The following is a 17,327-nucleotide window of genomic DNA, read 5'->3' as shown; positions in this document are numbered from 1 at the left end:
AATTTCACAGTGCGAAATATTATTTACAAATAGATTGAGCCGTACAGATAGAAATTCAGACTACAAACCCGATAAGGATATGGCCGATGCCGAATTATATTGCACCGCTACGCGACATGAAATTTGTTCTCAATGATTTTTTAAACTTTGAACAGAGCTATCAACAATATCCGGCTGCCCAAGATAACTTTAGTGCAGAGATATTAGAGCAGTACTTGGAAGCTGCAGCAGATTTTTGCCAGAACGAACTTTTACCACTTAACCGTATTGGTGACCAGCAGGGCTGCAAGCTGGAAAATGGTGTAGTAACCACGCCAGACGGTTTTAAAGATGCCTATAAAAAATATGTCGAGCTGGGTTTTACTTCACTCACTGGCGATGAGCAGTATGGTGGGCAGGGCTTTCCTACCCTATTCCGTATTGCAATTTCAGAAATCATTACTTCAACCAACTGGGCTTGGGGCATGTACCCTGGACTCTCACATGGAGCCATGCGCACTATTGAACATCATGGTTCCGAACAGCAGAAGCAGCACTACCTTACCCGGCTGATTTCGGGGGAATGGACAGGTACTATGTGCCTGACCGAATCCCATGCGGGTTCTGATCTGGGTCTGATCCGGACCAAAGCAGTGCCCAATGCGGATGGCAGTTATGCTATCAGTGGTGAAAAAATCTTTATTTCTGCTGGGGAACATGACCTGGCTGAAAATATTATTCATATTGTACTGGCACGTTTACCAGATGCTCCTGCGGGTACCAAAGGAATCTCCCTGTTTATCGTACCTAAGTTTAATTTGGATTCGGACGGGAATATTGCCGAACGTAATGGCGTGGTGTGTAGTGCACTTGAACATAAAATGGGTATTCATGGAAATGCGACTTGTGTACTGAATTTTGATCAGGCTAAAGGCTTTCTGATTGGTCCGGAAAACCGGGGCCTAAACTGCATGTTTACCTTTATGAATTCGGCACGGATCGGCACTGCAATTCAGGGACTGGCTGCTTCTGAAGCTTCTTATCAGGGCGCACTGGCATATGCCAGAGAACGCCTGGCAATGCGCTCTCTGGCTGGACCCCAGCACCCAGAACTGCCGGCTGACCCGATAATTGTGCACCCGGCAGTACGCCAAATGCTATTAACTCAAAAAGTCTTTGCAGAAGGCTCGCGTGCCCTTGCCTATTACTTATCTACTTATGTCGATATGGCCGAGTTTTCAAATGATGAAGATGAAAAGAAACAGGCAGAAAACAAACTTGCCCTTTTAACCCCAATCGCCAAAGCATTCATGACCGAAATGGGGGTAGAGTCGGCCAAGTATGGGATGCAGATTTTTGGCGGACATGGTTATATCGCTGAACATGGAATGGAACAAATTGCTCGTGATGCACGGATCGCCTGTCTTTATGAAGGAACAACCGAAATTCAGGCAATTGACCTGCTGGCACGTAAGGTAATTGGTTCTAAAGGTAACCTGCTCAAAGCCCTGACCGATGAAATTCAGGAGTTTACTGCGCAGCATCAGCAGCACGATAAGTTCTCTGCTCAGGTGCAGCAGCTTGAGCAGCTAGTCAAGGAATGGTTAGAACTGACCAGAGACGTGGTGGATAAAATGCAGCAGAGACCAGAAGAAATTGGTGCCGCAGCAGTCGATTATCTTTATTTCTCCGGATACACCGTATTTGCCTATTTGTGGGCAAAAATGGCGATTGTAGCGGAAGATAAAATTGCTCAGGGCGATACAGATCCTTACTATCCGGCCAAGGTAGCTACGGCGCAGTTTTATTATAGCCGCATTCTAAACCGTACCTTAACCCATGCGGCAATGATCCGTTCTGGAATGGATACCCTATTTAAACTTAATCCGGAACAGTTCAAGTTTGATTAATGACTTTGACTCGACAGGTGTGTAATTCACACCTGTTTTTAAAATTCAAATATAAAGATCATTTTGAAGCTGCTCGCAATGAGCAGTAACCAGCTCCATGATAAGAGAGTGATTTAAAAATAATAATTCTGAATAGAAAACTGCTTTGATCTAAAGCGCACAATAAAGGATAGAGCAATGACAGAGAATGTCTGGTCAAATGAATATAAACAATGGAATATTGCCCCAACTATTCAACTACCTGCACGACATGTGACTTTACTGGATTTCTGGGAAAATAGTTTTCAAAAATTTAGCTCGCGTACTGCATTTATTTTTAAAGATAAAAAATTCTCTTTCGACGAGATTGAGCAATATAGCCGTAAATTTGCCAGCTTTTTACAACATCTTCAACTACCTCAAGGTAGCCGCATAGCAGTGATGATGCCGAATATCATTCAGTATCCGATTGTGTCACTGGCTGTCATCCGGGCCGGTTATATACTGGTCAATATCAATCCACTTTATACCGCACGTGAACTACAGCATCAGCTTCATGACGCAGGTGCCTCTGTACTGGTACTGCTCGACCAGTTTATGCCTGTCTACCAGCAGGTCAAAGATCAGCTTGCTATACAGCATGTAGTTATTACAGCTGCGCCAGATTTGCTGATTGATCCTACTGAAAAACCTGAAAGCCAGCAGGAAGCACAAATATTCAGTTTAAAAGATATTCTCTCTGAAACTTTACCGGAGGCCTATCTTCGTCCCAAGCTTGATCAAGAGGATACTGTAGTACTGCAATATACAGGTGGAACGACTGGAGTTTCTAAAGGTGCAGAGCTGACACATCGTAATATTATTGCCAATCTACTGCAAAATAATGCAGTATTTTGCAGTTATTTCGGTGACCGGGATGCCTATGCAGATGAAGTCACGATCTGTGCCCTTCCGCTGTATCATATTTTTGCCTTTACCGTGTGTTTATTGCACAGTACATTAAATAAAGGCTATGCCACGGTGCTGGTAGCCAATCCGCGCGATCTGTCTGATCTGGTGCATTGTTTTAAAACATATCAGCCTGCAGTTTTTCCAGCAGTAAATACCCTGTTCAATGCGCTTATTAATCATCAGGAGTTTAAAACACTCGACCATAGCCAGCTGCGCATCACTACAGGTGGCGGCATGACTGTACTCAAATCTACTGCGGATGCCTGGCAGAGAATTACCGGCTGCATGATCCGTGAAGGCTATGGTCTGTCTGAAACATCACCAGTGGCTACATTTAACCCTCCAGCATCCACTACATTCAGTGGTTCAATTGGCATTCCACTCCCGGCAACAGAAATCAAAATTCTGGATGATAGAGGCCAGGAAGTGGTACAAGGTGAAAAAGGCGAGATCGCTATACGGGGACCGCAAGTAATGAAAGGTTACTGGAATCTACCTGAAGAAACAGCAAAAGTTATGACAGTAGACGGGTTTTTCCGCAGTGGCGATATTGGCGTCATGGATGCAAAAGGCTATGTACGAATTATTGACCGTAAAAAAGATATGATTCTGGTTTCAGGTTTTAATGTCTTTCCCAATGAAATCGAGGCTGTATTATCACAGCATCCCAAAGTGCTGGAAGTTGCAGTGATTGGGGTAGCAGATGAAAAATCTGGGGAAGTACCAAAAGCTTTTATTGTCAAAAAAGAACAGTCTTTAACAGCAGAGGAAATCCAGTCTTATGCCCGAGAAAATTTAACCGGCTACAAACAGCCACGCTATATCGAATTTCTGCATGAACTGCCTAAATCAACGGTGGGCAAAATTCTGCGTAAGGCACTCAGGCAGGATACATCACTACAGTAGAGAGTCATAAAAAAGCGGGCGTTAACCCGCTTTTTCGATTTAGCTTTGTAATGCTGCCAGCAGTTTCTGATGCAGTCCGCCAAACCCGCCATTCGACATAATCACCACAGCATCACCCTCACCTGCTTCCTGAACTATACGCTGGATAATTTCATCCAGAGAGTGGCTCACCTGTGACTTATTCGGAGCAGCCTCGACTACAGGTTGCAGATCCCAGTCTAGGCCTTCTGGCTGATACCAGATTACCTCATCTGCCAGGCGGGCCGAGTGGGCCAGTCCGTCTTTATGGCTACCCATACGCATAGTATTTGAACGCGGTTCAATAACCGCCCAAAGGCGCCGTTCACCCAGACGTTTACGGGCACCATCCAGTGTCGTTTCAATTGCAGTGGGATGATGTGCAAAGTCATCATAAACTTCGATACCCCTGAGCGTACCCAGCAGCTCCATACGGCGTTTGACACCCCCAAAACTGGACAGTGCTTCACATGCCTGAACAATACTGACACCCACATGCTGTGCAGCAGCAATGGTAGCCAAAGCATTGGCAACACTATGCTGGCCTGTCATGGACCATTGAACTTCAGCAATAACCTTACCCTGCTCCAGCACCTTAAAATGGCTGCCATCTGCTTGAATTAGTTCTGCATAGAGTTCGGCTTGGGTATCGGTATCCAAACCGGTACGTATAACAGGTGTCCAGCAGCCCATTTCCAGTACTTCATCAATATGGGTTTCAGTAATAGGCGCAATAATCCGGCCAGTGCTTGGAATGGTGCGCACCAGATGATGAAACTGTTTTTGAATGGCAGCCAGATCATCAAAAATATCGGCATGGTCAAATTCGAGGTTATTCAGGATTGCTGTTTTAGGATGATAATGAACGAACTTGGAGCGTTTATCGAAGAAAGCTGAATCATATTCATCTGCCTCGACTACAAAGTACTTGCCCCCGCCCAGCCGTGCGCTCTGGCTAAATCCAAGGGGCACACCGCCAATTAGAAAACCGGGATTTAAACCGGCCTGATCCAGTACCCAGGCCAGCATGGTGGTGGTGGTGGTTTTACCATGAGTACCCGCGACACCGAGTACATGTTTACCCTGTAATACATGATCAGCCAGAAACTGTGGTCCCGAAATATAAGGAAGACCGGCATCTAGCATATATTCAACAGCATCAATTCCACGCTTCATGGCGTTGCCCACAATGACCAGATCAGGATGTGGCTGTAAATGGCTACGATCATAGCCCTGCATTAAGGTAATGCCCGCATTCTCAAGCTGTGTAGACATTGGCGGGTAGACACTCTGGTCTGAACCGGTCACAGTATGCCCAAGATCACGTGCCAGAAGTGCCAGTGATCCCATAAATGTGCCGCAAATACCTAAAATATGCAGATGCATAACTCACCCTCTCTACTACTTTTGACACATCACTTGATCTTATCGTGTTGTTGTCGTGATCGATTAAAATTGTCAGCAACGATAGCAAGGCTATTCATGAAAAGATAGTTGTTCTTGTAGTCGTTATAAGGCTTTCAGGGATTTTTTATCAGATCTGATTACTGTTGCCCCGCTATTAAATTATTACGATAAAAAATCTGGTTAAAATATTTGTCGAATTTTTCAAATAGATTAAAGTCTTTACTCTCCTGTACCGTCTTGTATAAATACCCATGAACCCAAACCTGTACCTGCCCTTGCTGTTATTGATTATTTCGAACTGCTTTATGACTCTGGCCTGGTATGGGCATTTAAAATTTTTACATGGTGTACCGTTATGGCAGGCTATTTTATTTGGCTGGCTGATTGCACTGCTTGAATACAGTTTTATGATTCCAGCAACCCGTCTTTTATCCCAGTGTGGATGGAGCCTGGGCCAAATGAAGATTACCCAAGAAGTGGTCACCTTACTGGTATTTGTTCCTTTCATGATTTTTCTGTTTAAGCAGCCGTTTAAGCTGGACTATTTATGGGCAGGTTTATGTCTGTTGGGCTGTGCTTATTTTGTCTTTCGCAGCCAGTAAGAATTTTTTAACTATTTTAATAAAGTTTCTCGGTTGCTTCCTGAAAAATCATAAAAAACAGCCAGCAGCTATAAGCTTAAATGGTCGTGAGCGCAAAAATCAGTCTATAATAGAGGGCTACTTATTCATTTAAAGCTTGGCTCTGGTCGAGATCTCTTTTTACCTAGTCTCTGGAACATTAGCAATGAATGCGGTCGCAACTGACGCTCAACCCCTAGTCGGAATTATCATGGGCTCCCAATCGGATTGGGCTACCCTCGAACATACTGCCAATATGCTCAAGCAGCTTGGTGTCCCTTTTGAAGCTGAAGTCGTCTCTGCACACCGTACTCCAGACCGTCTGTTTGAATACGCTGAAACAGCTCGCGATCGTGGGATTCAGGTCATTATTGCAGGAGCTGGTGGAGCTGCACATTTACCTGGAATGTGTGCAGCCAAAACCGATCTGCCTGTACTGGGTGTTCCGGTTAAGTCCTCAATTCTAAATGGTGTAGATTCCCTGTTGTCTATTGTACAAATGCCGGCAGGTATTGCAGTCGGTACCTTGGCCATTGGCCCTGCAGGTGCTGCCAATGCCGCTATTATGGCCGCCCAGATTCTGGGTTTGACCCGTCCCGAAATTGCAAAAAATGTAGCAGGCTTCCGTGAAGCGCAGACTGCAAAAGTTGCGGGTAATAATATTCCAGGTCAGGGTTAAGACAGGATCGATATCATGAATAAGACTATCGGTATTTTTGGTGGCGGCCAGCTCGGCCGCATGATGGCCCAAGCTGCCTTACCACTCAACATTCAATGTACGTTTTTTGAAGCCAACCATAACTGCCCTTCAGCAATATTGGGTCAGGTCTTTTCTGAGCATGACGCGCAGGGTCTGGAAAAATTTATTGAAAGTGCAGATGTATTTTCCCTCGAATTTGAAAATACGCCTCTCGCGGATGTTGATACTCTTTTGCAGAGCAAACAGCTTTATCCACCACGTCAAGCATTGGCTACTGCTCAGAACCGTCTGCTGGAGAAGGCACTGTTTGACCAGCTGGATATACCAGTAGCGCCGTATCGTGCAGTAGATTCTTTGTCGAGCCTACAGCAGGCTGTAACCGAGTTGGGTCTACCGATTGTACTGAAAACGGCAACTGGAGGTTATGATGGTAAAGGGCAATTTATACTGCGCGAGCAAGATCAGATTGAACAGGCTTGGGCTGAACTGGGTCCGGCCACATCTCTAATTGCAGAAAGCTTTGTAAAATTTTCCCGTGAAGTTTCAATTATTGCGGTACGTGGACAGAATGGTGAAGTTAAGAGCTGGCCATTAGCTGAAAATCATCATCATCATGGTATTTTGTCACATTCGATTATACCTGCACCGAATAGTGAGCAGTTACAGCCGGTTGCTCAGGATTATATTACCCGGCTGCTGAATCATCTGAACTATGTAGGTGTACTGACACTTGAGTTATTTGTGACAGAAGCCGGTCTGTATGCCAATGAAATGGCGCCAAGGGTACATAACTCGGGGCATTGGTCAATTGAAGGTGCAGTCTGTTCACAGTTTGAAAACCATATACGTGCTGTTGCAGGCCTACCGCTCGGTTCTACAGAAGTGCTTCGCCCTACGGTGATGGTCAATATTATTGGGCGATATCCTGATGCCGCACAGGTACTGGCTTTAAATGGTGCGCATCTGCATATGTATAACAAGGAAGAACGGCCGGGGCGTAAACTCGGTCATATTACCTTAATGCCAGTTAATCATGCAGAGCTGACAGAGCTATGCCGTCAGCTGACGAAAATATTGCCAGAGCCATTAGCCTTGACTCAAGATATGAACATTTAAACCTTAAACTGTTGCTAAAAAAAGCGGTCATTTTAGTGACCGCTTTTTTTATAGCTGTCATTACGGCATGATTGCGCCTCTTTTTTATTAGCTATGAATATCTTTAATTTTTTAAGTTTTATTTAATATCTGAATCGCGTCAGATTCTTCAATAGTTACTGAATTTATCAACTCAATATTCGACTGAAAAAAGTAGCTTCACATATAGAGTTTATGAAATTGGGAAATAATATTTAAATTTAGATTTATGAATTCATTTTATTGAATTTAAATTTTCTATTTTAAGTTTGAATTTAAAGTTTCATGCCGGTTGGCTTGTGGACAAATTTAAAATTAGAAAATAAATTTTGAATTTAAAACTAAAAAAATAGATTCAAAATTCATCTTGTTGAGCGTAACCATTCTTTAGCCAGTGCATTCGTATTGATAATTATCTATAAATTTAAAAGAGATTATTTGAATTCAAATTAATTTAAGATGGATTTTTAATTTGAATTTAAAACTATCTTTATAAATTTAAATGCTGAAGGGTTGTGGATAAAATTTTTAAATTTAAAATGAATTTAAAACAGGAAATTTTGAATTTAAATTTACGTTTCAAAACTTCCATTTTGACTTCAGAATGCTATGGTAAAAACAATAATTTAAATTCAAAGTGATAAGGATCTTATGCGCCACTTTGCTCTAATTTTTTCTACCGCTTTTTTGAGCGTGTCTCAGGTTAATGCTGAATTAATTATTAATGGTCAATCGAGTTCTACTTCGGTAACAGCAACATCTGCTATTTCAAATGCCTATAGTCCACAAAATAATTTTCAGGCATGTCTGGGCAACTTGCGTTCACAGGCTATATCTGCTGGAGTAAACGGAAGTACTTATGACCGTTATACCCAATCTTTAACACCTGATTATTCAGTAATCGACAAGCTAAATTATCAGCCAGAGTTTTCTACACCAATCTGGGATTATCTGTCGGGTCTGGTGGATGAAGAGCGAGTACAGGCAGGCCGAACAAAACTGGCACAGCATGCAGAGGTACTCAAGCGTGTTGAGGCAGCTTATGGTGTACCAGCCGAAACAGTAGTGGCAGTATGGGGGGTAGAGAGCAACTTCGGTGATATTTCAGGAAGTTATCCCTTGTTACAAGCGCTTGGAACATTAAGCTGTGAAGGCCGGCGCCAAAGTTATTTTCGTGGCGAGTTTTTTGCAGCCATGCGAATTTTACAACGTGGAGATTTACGTGAAGAGCAGTTAAAAGGTTCATGGGCAGGCGCTTTTGGCCATACCCAATTTATGCCTTCGACCTATGAGGAACTGGCGGTCGATTTCGATGGAGATGGCCGGCGTGATTTAGTCTCAAGTACTACAGATGCCTTAGCTTCTACAGCAAACTTTCTAAAAAAACGCGGCTGGCAAACCGGTATGCCTTGGGGATTTGAAGTCAAACTTCCTTCAGGTTTTTCTGCACAGGGAGAAGGGCGGCGTAATAAAAAAGCTTTAAACAGCTGGGTAAATCGCGGATTAACTCGTGCTGATGGTACTGCACTGGTTCAGGGAAATCTTTCAGGTTCTACACCAGCAGGTTTAATGATGCCGGCAGGTGAAAATGGACCGGCTTTTCTAGTATTTAAAAATTTTGATGCGATTTATAGTTATAACGCGGCAGAAAGTTATGGGTTGGCGATTGCCCATTTGTCGGACCGTTTACAAGGACAGGGACCTTTTTTGACGGCCTGGCCAACCGATGATGCCGGGACATCACGTGCGGAGCGGCGTGAAATTCAACAGTTTTTATTAAAAAAGGGTTATGACATCGGGGCAGTAGATGGACTGATCGGTGATAAAACCCGGCAGGCCATTCGTCAGGAACAGCAGCGTTTAGGATTAAATCCAACCGGACGGGCAGGGCAGCAAATTTTACGCGCTCTTCGTGCTGAATATATTATGCAGTAAAATCTAAAATTAAAGCAGCGAAGTATTTCGCTGCTTTTCATGAATATAAAAGTCGGAAAGTAATTTAAATTATTTCATCATCTTCGTCTGGTGTAATCATCGCCTCTAGCAAGTCCATAATAACGGCGGTAACATCTTGGCAAACTTCATGGTCATTTAAAATTTCAGATGCAGTGATGGTAATTTCAGTATCACTTGGTAAAAGTTTTTGTTCTTCTTCAATGAGCTGTTCAATAGGTAACAAGGTCTGCTTGATAGAGAAATGTAAAATATCATTAAATTCAATATTTTCATCTTCAAGTTCAATCGCACAATCATTTAAGTAGGGGAGCAGTACTGAATAAAGATAGGGCTTTAAGTCTGTAATATTAAATAGCTCAATATCGCGTGATTGCTCAATAGTGCTGATATGATCATTTGCTTCAATCAGAATATGATAGTAACTCACCTGAATATCCATCTTTGTTCCCCTCTAGCTGTCTTAACCATATCATGAAAATGATCTGTAACTAGACAGGGTAATATCCATACATAATATTGCAAGGCTTTTTACCGGAAAACCCTAAAACTATAAACAAGAAAAAACCGCGCCTGAGCGCGGTTTTTTTGAAAGTTAAAGTGAAAAATTATTTTTTATCATCTTTAACTTCAGTAAATTCAGCATCAACGACACCGTCATCAGCTTTTTGTTGCTGACCAGCATCACCACCCTGGAAAGCATTCGGATCAAAGCCTTGCGCACCACCCTGAGCACCTTGAGCGGCTTCATAAGCACGCTGGGTGATTGGCATAATGGTGTTTTGTAATGCTTCAGTTTTTGCCTTAATAGCGTCAACATCATTTTCTTTAGTTGCAGCTTCAAGTTCAGAAACTGCTGTTTCAACGGCAGTTTTTTCATCAGCAGTTACTTGCTCGCCCAGATCTTTTACTGCTTTTTGTGCAGAAGAGATCAGTGCATCCGCTTCATTACGTGCTTTCGCCAGTTCTTCAAACTTGCGATCTTCTTCCGCATTCGCTTCCGCATCTTTAATCATTGCTTCAATTTCAGCATCAGACAAACCTGAGTTTGCTTTAATCTGGATCGATTGCTCTTTACCAGTACTCTTGTCTTTTGCAGAAACTTTCAGGATACCGTCAGCGTTAATGTCAAATGACACTTCAATTTGCGGTACGCCACGTGGAGCAGGTGGGATATCGCCTAACTGGAAGTTACCCAACAATTTATTTTGTTGAGCCATTTTTCGTTCACCTTGGTAAACCGAAATATCTACTGCAGGCTGGTTATCTGCCGCTGTAGAGAACACTTGTGATTTCTTCGCAGGAATCGTCGTGTTTTTCTCGATAATTGGAGTCAACACGCCGCCCATAGTTTCAATACCCAGTGTTAACGGGGTTACATCCAGCAGTAGTACGTCGTTCTTGTCACCAGACAATACAGCACCTTGAATCGCAGCACCAATTGCAACTGCTTCATCCGGGTTTACGTCTTTACGTGGCTCTTTACCAAAGAATTCTTGTACCTTTTGTTGTACAAGCGGCATACGAGACTGACCACCAACCAAAATGACGTCAGAGATGTCAGAAGTTGAAAGCCCAGCATCTTTAAGCGCAATACGGCAAGGCTCAATGGTACGCGCCACTAAATCAGCAACCAAACCTTCAAGTTTCGCACGTGTTACATTGATCACTAAGTGTTTAGGACCAGTTGCATCAGCGGTGATATATGGAAGGTTGATTTCAGTTGCATTTGATGAAGAAAGCTCGATTTTTGCTTTTTCAGCAGCTTCTTTCAAACGTTGTAACGCAAGTGGATCATTTTTCAAGTTCACACTTTGTTCTTTCTTGAATTCTTCAACCAGAAATTCAATTAACGCGTTATCAAAGTCTTCACCACCAAGGAAAGTATCACCATTGGTTGATAACACTTCGATTTGCTGGTCGCCATCAAGGTCTGCGATTTCAATGATTGATACGTCAAAAGTACCACCACCTAAGTCATAAACTGCAACTTTACGGTCGCCTTCTTTTTTATCCATACCGAACGCAAGTGCAGCAGCAGTAGGTTCGTTAATGATACGTTTAACGTCTAGACCAGCGATTTTACCCGCATCTTTAGTTGCCTGACGCTGTGCATCGTTAAAATAAGCAGGCACAGTAATAACCGCTTCAGTTACGGTTTCACCTAAATAGTCTTCTGCAGTTTTCTTCATCTTTTTCAAGATTTCAGCAGAGATCTGTTGAGGTGCCAATTTTTTATCGTTAACTTCAACCCAAGCATCGCCATTGTCTGCTTTGATGATTTTGTAAGGTACAAGACCGATGTCTTTTTGTACCGCTTGATCTTCATAACGACGACCGATCAAACGCTTGATTGCGAATAATGTATTTTTCGGGTTGGTTACTGCTTGGCGTTTCGCGCTTTGACCAACCAGAATTTCGCCATCTTTATAGGCAATAATGGATGGGGTAGTGCGTGCGCCTTCCGCATTTTCGATTACTTTAACTTTATCGCCTTCAAGTACAGCAACACATGAGTTGGTTGTACCCAAGTCAATACCAATAATTTTAGCCATCTGACATATTCCTCAGTAATTTTTACAATCTTATGTTTGTTATCCGATATGAGAGTCTTTCAAAAATTTTCAAGTAAATTAGCTAAAAATTTTTAAAAACTCCCGCATTTAGAAGGCTTATTGCCCTACCATGACCATTGCAGGCCGTAACAGACGACCGGATAGGGTATAGCCTTTTTGCAAAACTGTACCTATTTCACCAGACTTGGCATTTGGATCAATACCCACCGCCTGATGCAGATCAGCATTAAAACCATTTGCCGTATCCACAACTACCACGCCCGCTTTTTCAAGCGTAGTCAGTAACCCTTTTAATGTGAGTTCTACACCTTCCGATAAAGGAGTTTGTTCTTCACCAGTGGCTTGCAGCGCACGTTCAAGGTTATCTACTGTCTCAAGCAGGTTTTTCGCAAATTTCTCTAGAGCAAATTTTTTCGCAGTCTCAGCTTCACGCTCAAGACGCTCTTTTACTTTTTCACTCTCATAAATGGCATTCGCCGCACGAGCTTTTTCAAGTTTCAGGCTTTCTTCAAGCTTGGTAACTTGTGCTTTTAAATCTTCAGAATCTGTTTCTAAATGCCCTGAACCGCTTTCAGCCTGAGTCTGTTGGTCATGTGCTTCTAATTGCTCTTCTTGAGGATTTTGAGCCTGCTCATTTTGCTCATTCGCCATTGCTGATCTCCGTTTAAATGGGTTTTTAAACATGTACAGTCCTTATTTGGCCTCAGTACTAACTGCGTTACTTCTGAACTGCCATGATTGCTCATTCATTAATACTGTTGAAGTCGGGGCTAGATGAAAAAAATCAAGCAGAAACCCATATAAATATAAGGTTTTTTATTCCTTCTATATATAAAAGGTCATTTTTCTAAAAATTATCGGAAAATAAAATCGCTAAACCCCCTATAACAGGATGCTATAGAGGTATTTTTTCTTAAAACGGGCATAATTCTTAAATCATCTTCTTCAATTACAATGTAAAGCTTTTATAACGGTGTATAAGAGTTGTATAGCTGAATTATTATTAAAAATGAAAATTCCATCCTTTATGTAAACTAAAATCTTTATAAACTGAATAATTTAAATAATTCTCATTTGCTAATCCTAAAGATGTGCTTATTTATTTTACTCTGTAACAGTTTAATAAAAGATTTCAGAAGCTGTACCTGTCTTATTCAAAACACCAACCAATTGTATGCAGGACAATGAAAAGCTTTTGTTCATTATGATTTTCGCAAAGCAGTGTCTAGGCTTTGTGTATTTGATGTTTTTTTAAGGAAGGAAATGATGAAAAAATTAGGTTTAATTTCACTGGTGCTGGCAGGTGTTTCTTTTGCAGCTGTAGGCTGTGCGACCAATGATGGTATGACTCATCCTGAAACTGCACAAAGCCAGTCTGCTGTACAGTCTGAGACTGACACTTCATTAGTAAGTGCTCAAGCGTCTACAGATATTAGCGCACAAGGTGAAGTTGCGGCTCAAGCTGATCCTGCAGCTCAACAAATCGAAGCAGCACAGGCAGCTCCTGCTGAGCAGCCAGCAGCTATGACTGATGCTACAGCACAGTAAGAACTAATCCTCCAGGAAAGGATACAATGAAGAGGAGCCATCTCTTGATTGTTTAATTGTTGAGGAAACAATTGGAAATAGATAATAGACCTGAGATCTGTTATCTATTTTTGTCTAAACAGTCATTATTAATAAAAATGTAAAAACTCAATAAGAAAGATGAACTGTTGATTTAGAATTATAGATAAGAAAGTAATCCAGGTGTTTAGCTTAATATTTTAAGTTAACTATAGAGATATTGTTGTTAAGCTGACGGCTGACTTGTTTGGTAGAAATATCTGGCATGATATAAATAGAAAAGACAGTTAAAGTCTTAGACTGCTCTATAATTTTGAGTTTATTTTAAAGAATAACTGCTATGTCAAACTATGTAGGTTATAGCTAGAGTAAAAGATAAAAGAAAGCCCGGTTAAAACCAGGCTTAGTCTAGAGGGGGTAAGAAAAAGAGATTAGTCTCTATCCCATTTCCGATATTCACGCTCGCGTTCACGCTGACGTTTTTCCCATTCCTTGTGATCTTTCTTCCATTCTTTACTATTTTCTCTGCGCTGTTCATACAGTTTTTTACGCTGCTCCATACGCTTACGTTCCCATTCACGCTGATCATAACGCTGCTGGTCATAGCGTTGATCTCGGTCATACCGGTGATCACGATCATAACGCCGGTCCTGATCATAGCGGCCATCATATTGATAGTCATCCGGATAAACCGCACAACCACTTGCTAATACTGCTGTCGCAAGCGAAAGTCCTAATAATTTATTTAACATGCTGCTGTTCCTTTCTACTCTTGCCGTCCAGTGGTAAAAAACATCCTGAAAACTATTGCTTAATGTCAATGACAGTTTATAGAAATAAGAATAGCGTATTCAGCTTGTTGGATTTGTATACACACTAGTTGTTTTATATACCAGTATAGTCAAATGACAGTTAATCATGTAGAAAGTATGAAGAAATAAATAAGGAGAAAATGGCATGGCAGTTTCTAACTTGGCAATACAACAATTATTAAAAAAAACTCAAGGTCCCGCAGCACGTGCACTCGATAAATTGCCTGATCTTGCCAAAGAATCAATTGCCAAGGCATTGGGTTATAGCTATATCTATCCGCAGCTCGATCCTCTGGTCAAATGTTTGATGGCCATACAGCATAAGCAGGGTAAGTTTGGTTTAATTACAGATCAGCCCTTAAAAGATCGAGAAGGCTTTGAAAAACAGATTGCAGAGCTAACCGCAAAGAAAACTCCTATCAAACATGTAGAGGACATCCGGCTACCTTTACAAAGTGGCACGATTACAGCCCGGCATTATCATCCTGATCCACAGAAAAAATTACCTTTAATCATGTTTTATCATGGAGGAGGGTTTGTGATTGGTAGCTTGAATACACATGATGAAGTTTGTCGTCTGATTGCCAAATATGCCAATACTCAGGTGATCAGTATAGATTATCCACTTGCACCTGAGGTTGGTCCAAAACAGATAATTCAGTGCTGTGAGGATGCGCTCGCATGGGCCTATCAGAACCGTAAGCAGCTTAAGATTTATAAAAACCGTATTGCAGTCGCAGGGGACAGTGCCGGTGCCAATATCAGTGCAGTAGTTGCACAGCGTACAGTGAATAAGGCTTATAAACCTTCTGCGCAGTTATTAATTTACCCGGTAGTAGACTTCAAGAGCCGTCACCCTTCTTTTTATAACTATAATGAAGGATTAGTACTGACCAAAGATGACGTGGACCGCGTTACAGAGTTTTATGCTATTCGTCATCATATCGAATTGGATGACCCGATGATTTCGCCTACTTATGGTGAGTTAAAACATCTGCCGCCAACTTTTATTTTAACTGCCGGGCATGATGTTCTACACGATGAAGGAAAGATTTATAGCCATAAGCTGCGTCAGCAGGGCGTAAAGGTCCGCTATCAGGAATTTGAAGACCAGGCTCATGGTTTTGTTAATCTGACTTTGGTATCTGGAAAAGCCAAAAAATATACAATTCAAATTGCCAAGGATTTCCGTAAATTCTGGAATAAAGCAGCATAACTGCTATCAAGGTTTCTTATATTTCTAAAGCTCATTTAGATGAAGTATTTTAGGTTCCACGTGAAACAAAAAATATCAAGTGATCTGAGCTTTAGGAAATATTAAGTCAAACGCAGGTACGTATAGACCTTTTAGAAAAATTGCCTGGGAAAAGTCCGGAAACAGGCAGCCAGTATTTTTCCAGTGTGCCTGATATATTACATTTAAGGAACCTTTAAATTCAGGACGGAAACGGTAATGCCGTTGTCCATCAAACTGATCAATCTGCATCAACTGTTTAGGTAGATATTTAGAGTTGACTGGTACACTTTTAAAGTAAGGTGAAAAACCAATATGCAGAGACATTTCATGTTCAGAAGATGCAATATGGCAAAAGAGTTGATTCTGCTGTCGTCGCCATTCAAAACGTGCCAGTTCTTTAGGAATGCCCCATAACTTACGGCCGTGTATTACAGACTCTGTAGTTGAGACATAAATTTTTGGAATAGTAGAAAGTATACGTTGTGTCATTAAAGGATGATCAAGAATCAATAATTCATCATAAGGTTGTATAGGAGTATCCTGATAGCGTACCAATATGACTTGGACGAAGCGCCCTGTAGAAGAGTAGGACAAACCAAAATGGCGAAATTTTTTCAGAAACTGCGGAGTAAGCCAGTAATTTAAAATAAAGCCTTCTCCTTGCAAGTTCCAAGGCGGTAACTGTAAGTTATGCGGATCAGTATGATTTATTCTTGTCATAACACATACTCAAAATAATTACTTTTCTGCTGATTAATAAATTATGAAAGCTTAATATAGCTAAATCTAAAAGCTCTAGAAAATAGTGTGGGTAAATAAATGTTAAAACAGATAATCGTGGGTATGAGCGCAGGTTTTTTGAGTATCTCGGTATGGGCTGCCAACAGTGCCATGCAAATAAAAACATCTTTGGGTAATATCGAAATAGAATTATTTAACGATAAAGCGCCTGTGTCAGTTAAAAATTTTGAAAGCTATGTAAAGAGTAATTTCTACAATGGTACCATTTTCCATCGGGTCATTCCTGGCTTCATGATTCAGGGTGGAGGGTTTGATGCACATATGAAACAGAAACCTACAAATGCCCCTATACGTAATGAAGCAGGTAATGGTTTAAAAAATACCCGGGGTACTTTAGCAATGGCACGTACCAATGATCCAAACTCAGCTACCAGTCAATTTTTTATAAATATTGCTAATAATGACTTTTTAAATAGAAATATAATGAATGACGGATACGCAGTATTTGGCCGGGTTACTCAAGGAATGGAAATAGTCGATAAAATCGGTGCTGTACCGACAGGTAACAATGGCCCATACCAAAATGTTCCAGTTCAACCAGTTAAAATTTTAGAGATAAAAACAAAAGTAAACAAGACTGATAAATAAATACTCATTTAAGTGGGAATATTTAACTTATATTTCTATTTTAAAATTAATAAGTTATAGGGTAGCTATACTAATAAAAAGTTAAATAAAATGTATATTTTTAGAACACTTGTAAAAACAGCAGCTTAAAAGTGCTTGCCATAGCTCATTTTTGCCCTATAATGAGCTCATCCCGACGCGATTAAGACAA

General features: G+C 41.3%; 15 protein-coding genes. 9 read left to right on the top strand and 6 right to left on the bottom strand.

Features of this window, described 5'->3' with window-relative positions; genetic code table 11:
- The first annotated feature begins 86 nt into the window (after positions 1–86).
- Entirely contained in the window at positions 87–1,889 is a 1,803-nt protein-coding gene (locus B3R63_RS06325) for an acyl-CoA dehydrogenase C-terminal domain-containing protein (protein ID WP_286729203.1), read from the top strand.
- Positions 1,890–2,066: 177 nt separating this feature from the next.
- Complete coding sequence (locus B3R63_RS06320; RefSeq protein WP_286729201.1) at positions 2,067–3,725, top strand: AMP-binding protein; 1,659 nt, start codon at positions 2,067–2,069, stop codon at positions 3,723–3,725.
- A gap of 39 nt (positions 3,726–3,764) precedes the next feature.
- Here the strand turns inward: B3R63_RS06320 and mpl are convergent, their stop codons facing one another.
- Positions 3,765–5,129, bottom strand: a complete 1,365-nt coding sequence (mpl, locus tag B3R63_RS06315; protein WP_265761281.1) for a UDP-N-acetylmuramate:L-alanyl-gamma-D-glutamyl-meso-diaminopimelate ligase — start codon at positions 5,127–5,129, stop codon at positions 3,765–3,767.
- 272 nt (positions 5,130–5,401) lie between these two features.
- Between mpl and B3R63_RS06310 the strand changes: the two genes are divergently transcribed.
- The 4 genes from B3R63_RS06310 (at position 5,402) to B3R63_RS06295 (ending at position 9,539) form a co-directional block, all read left to right on the top strand.
- Entirely contained in the window at positions 5,402–5,752 is a 351-nt protein-coding gene (locus B3R63_RS06310; protein WP_286729199.1) for a DMT family protein, read from the top strand.
- A gap of 184 nt (positions 5,753–5,936) precedes the next feature.
- On the top strand, positions 5,937–6,449 hold the full coding sequence (purE, locus tag B3R63_RS06305) for a 5-(carboxyamino)imidazole ribonucleotide mutase (RefSeq protein WP_005017582.1): 513 nt from the start codon (positions 5,937–5,939) through the stop codon (positions 6,447–6,449).
- Between the two features lie 15 nt (positions 6,450–6,464).
- On the top strand, positions 6,465–7,586 hold the full coding sequence (locus tag B3R63_RS06300) for a 5-(carboxyamino)imidazole ribonucleotide synthase (RefSeq protein WP_286729197.1): 1,122 nt from the start codon (positions 6,465–6,467) through the stop codon (positions 7,584–7,586).
- Between the two features lie 669 nt (positions 7,587–8,255).
- Positions 8,256–9,539 carry a lytic murein transglycosylase gene (locus B3R63_RS06295; RefSeq protein WP_248122825.1) on the top strand — a complete coding sequence of 428 codons (1,284 nt, stop codon included), beginning with the start codon at positions 8,256–8,258 and terminating at the stop codon, positions 9,537–9,539.
- Positions 9,540–9,603: 64 nt separating this feature from the next.
- Here B3R63_RS06295 and B3R63_RS06290 read toward each other — a convergent pair whose 3' ends face one another.
- The 3 genes from B3R63_RS06290 to grpE form a co-directional block, all read right to left on the bottom strand.
- A complete protein-coding gene (locus B3R63_RS06290) occupies positions 9,604–9,999 on the bottom strand; it encodes a hypothetical protein (RefSeq protein ID WP_005023870.1) in 396 nt (131 codons plus the stop codon).
- Positions 10,000–10,165: 166 nt separating this feature from the next.
- A complete protein-coding gene (dnaK, locus tag B3R63_RS06285) occupies positions 10,166–12,112 on the bottom strand; it encodes a molecular chaperone DnaK (RefSeq protein WP_075041094.1) in 1,947 nt (648 codons plus the stop codon).
- A gap of 117 nt (positions 12,113–12,229) precedes the next feature.
- On the bottom strand, positions 12,230–12,784 hold the full coding sequence (gene grpE / locus B3R63_RS06280; RefSeq protein ID WP_248130398.1) for a nucleotide exchange factor GrpE: 555 nt from the start codon (positions 12,782–12,784) through the stop codon (positions 12,230–12,232).
- Positions 12,785–13,396: 612 nt separating this feature from the next.
- Here grpE and B3R63_RS06275 point away from each other — a divergent pair.
- Positions 13,397–13,681 (top strand): hypothetical protein, encoded by a 285-nt coding sequence (locus tag B3R63_RS06275; protein WP_005017595.1) that lies wholly within the window; start codon positions 13,397–13,399, stop codon positions 13,679–13,681.
- Positions 13,682–14,130: 449 nt separating this feature from the next.
- Here the strand turns inward: B3R63_RS06275 and B3R63_RS06270 are convergent, their stop codons facing one another.
- Entirely contained in the window at positions 14,131–14,451 is a 321-nt protein-coding gene (locus B3R63_RS06270) for a hypothetical protein (protein WP_005017598.1), read from the bottom strand.
- 205 nt (positions 14,452–14,656) lie between these two features.
- On the opposite strand from B3R63_RS06270, the gene B3R63_RS06265 reads away from it, so the two are divergent.
- Positions 14,657–15,727, top strand: coding sequence for an alpha/beta hydrolase (locus tag B3R63_RS06265; RefSeq protein WP_005017599.1), 1,071 nt, complete (start codon positions 14,657–14,659; stop codon positions 15,725–15,727).
- 75 nt (positions 15,728–15,802) lie between these two features.
- On the opposite strand, the gene B3R63_RS06260 is transcribed toward B3R63_RS06265, so the two are convergent.
- Positions 15,803–16,468 (bottom strand): acetoacetate decarboxylase family protein, encoded by a 666-nt coding sequence (locus tag B3R63_RS06260; protein WP_005017601.1) that lies wholly within the window; start codon positions 16,466–16,468, stop codon positions 15,803–15,805.
- Between the two features lie 99 nt (positions 16,469–16,567).
- Here B3R63_RS06260 and B3R63_RS06255 point away from each other — a divergent pair, with 99 nt between their 5' ends.
- A complete protein-coding gene (locus B3R63_RS06255) occupies positions 16,568–17,137 on the top strand; it encodes a peptidylprolyl isomerase A (RefSeq protein ID WP_005023877.1) in 570 nt (189 codons plus the stop codon).
- The last annotated feature ends 190 nt before the right edge of the window (positions 17,138–17,327 follow it).

Source organism: Acinetobacter sp. UBA1297 (genome assembly GCF_002307755.1).
Lineage (GTDB): Bacteria > Pseudomonadota > Gammaproteobacteria > Pseudomonadales > Moraxellaceae > Acinetobacter > Acinetobacter radioresistens.
Note: the sequence above shows the minus strand (reverse complement) of the source record. Positions and strands in the feature narration are given on the sequence as shown.

Bases quoted from the DNA above. Each gene is read 5' to 3' on its own strand.
- purE (WP_005017582.1), top strand. From the start codon at position 5,937: ATGAATGCGGTCGCAACTGACGCTCAACCCCTAGTCGGAATTATCATG.
- B3R63_RS06265 (WP_005017599.1), top strand. From the start codon at position 14,657: ATGGCAGTTTCTAACTTGGCAATACAACAATTATTAAAAAAAACTCAA.
- B3R63_RS06295 (WP_248122825.1), top strand. From the start codon at position 8,256: ATGCGCCACTTTGCTCTAATTTTTTCTACCGCTTTTTTGAGCGTGTCT.
- B3R63_RS06310 (WP_286729199.1), top strand. From the start codon at position 5,402: ATGAACCCAAACCTGTACCTGCCCTTGCTGTTATTGATTATTTCGAAC.
- mpl (WP_265761281.1), bottom strand. From the start codon at position 5,129: ATGCATCTGCATATTTTAGGTATTTGCGGCACATTTATGGGATCACTG.
- B3R63_RS06275 (WP_005017595.1), top strand. From the start codon at position 13,397: ATGATGAAAAAATTAGGTTTAATTTCACTGGTGCTGGCAGGTGTTTCT.
- B3R63_RS06300 (WP_286729197.1), top strand. From the start codon at position 6,465: ATGAATAAGACTATCGGTATTTTTGGTGGCGGCCAGCTCGGCCGCATG.
- B3R63_RS06320 (WP_286729201.1), top strand. From the start codon at position 2,067: ATGACAGAGAATGTCTGGTCAAATGAATATAAACAATGGAATATTGCC.
- grpE (WP_248130398.1), bottom strand. From the start codon at position 12,784: ATGGCGAATGAGCAAAATGAGCAGGCTCAAAATCCTCAAGAAGAGCAA.
- dnaK (WP_075041094.1), bottom strand. From the start codon at position 12,112: ATGGCTAAAATTATTGGTATTGACTTGGGTACAACCAACTCATGTGTT.
- B3R63_RS06325 (WP_286729203.1), top strand. From the start codon at position 87: ATGCCGAATTATATTGCACCGCTACGCGACATGAAATTTGTTCTCAAT.
- B3R63_RS06290 (WP_005023870.1), bottom strand. From the start codon at position 9,999: ATGGATATTCAGGTGAGTTACTATCATATTCTGATTGAAGCAAATGAT.
- B3R63_RS06255 (WP_005023877.1), top strand. From the start codon at position 16,568: ATGTTAAAACAGATAATCGTGGGTATGAGCGCAGGTTTTTTGAGTATC.
- B3R63_RS06260 (WP_005017601.1), bottom strand. From the start codon at position 16,468: ATGACAAGAATAAATCATACTGATCCGCATAACTTACAGTTACCGCCT.
- B3R63_RS06270 (WP_005017598.1), bottom strand. From the start codon at position 14,451: ATGTTAAATAAATTATTAGGACTTTCGCTTGCGACAGCAGTATTAGCA.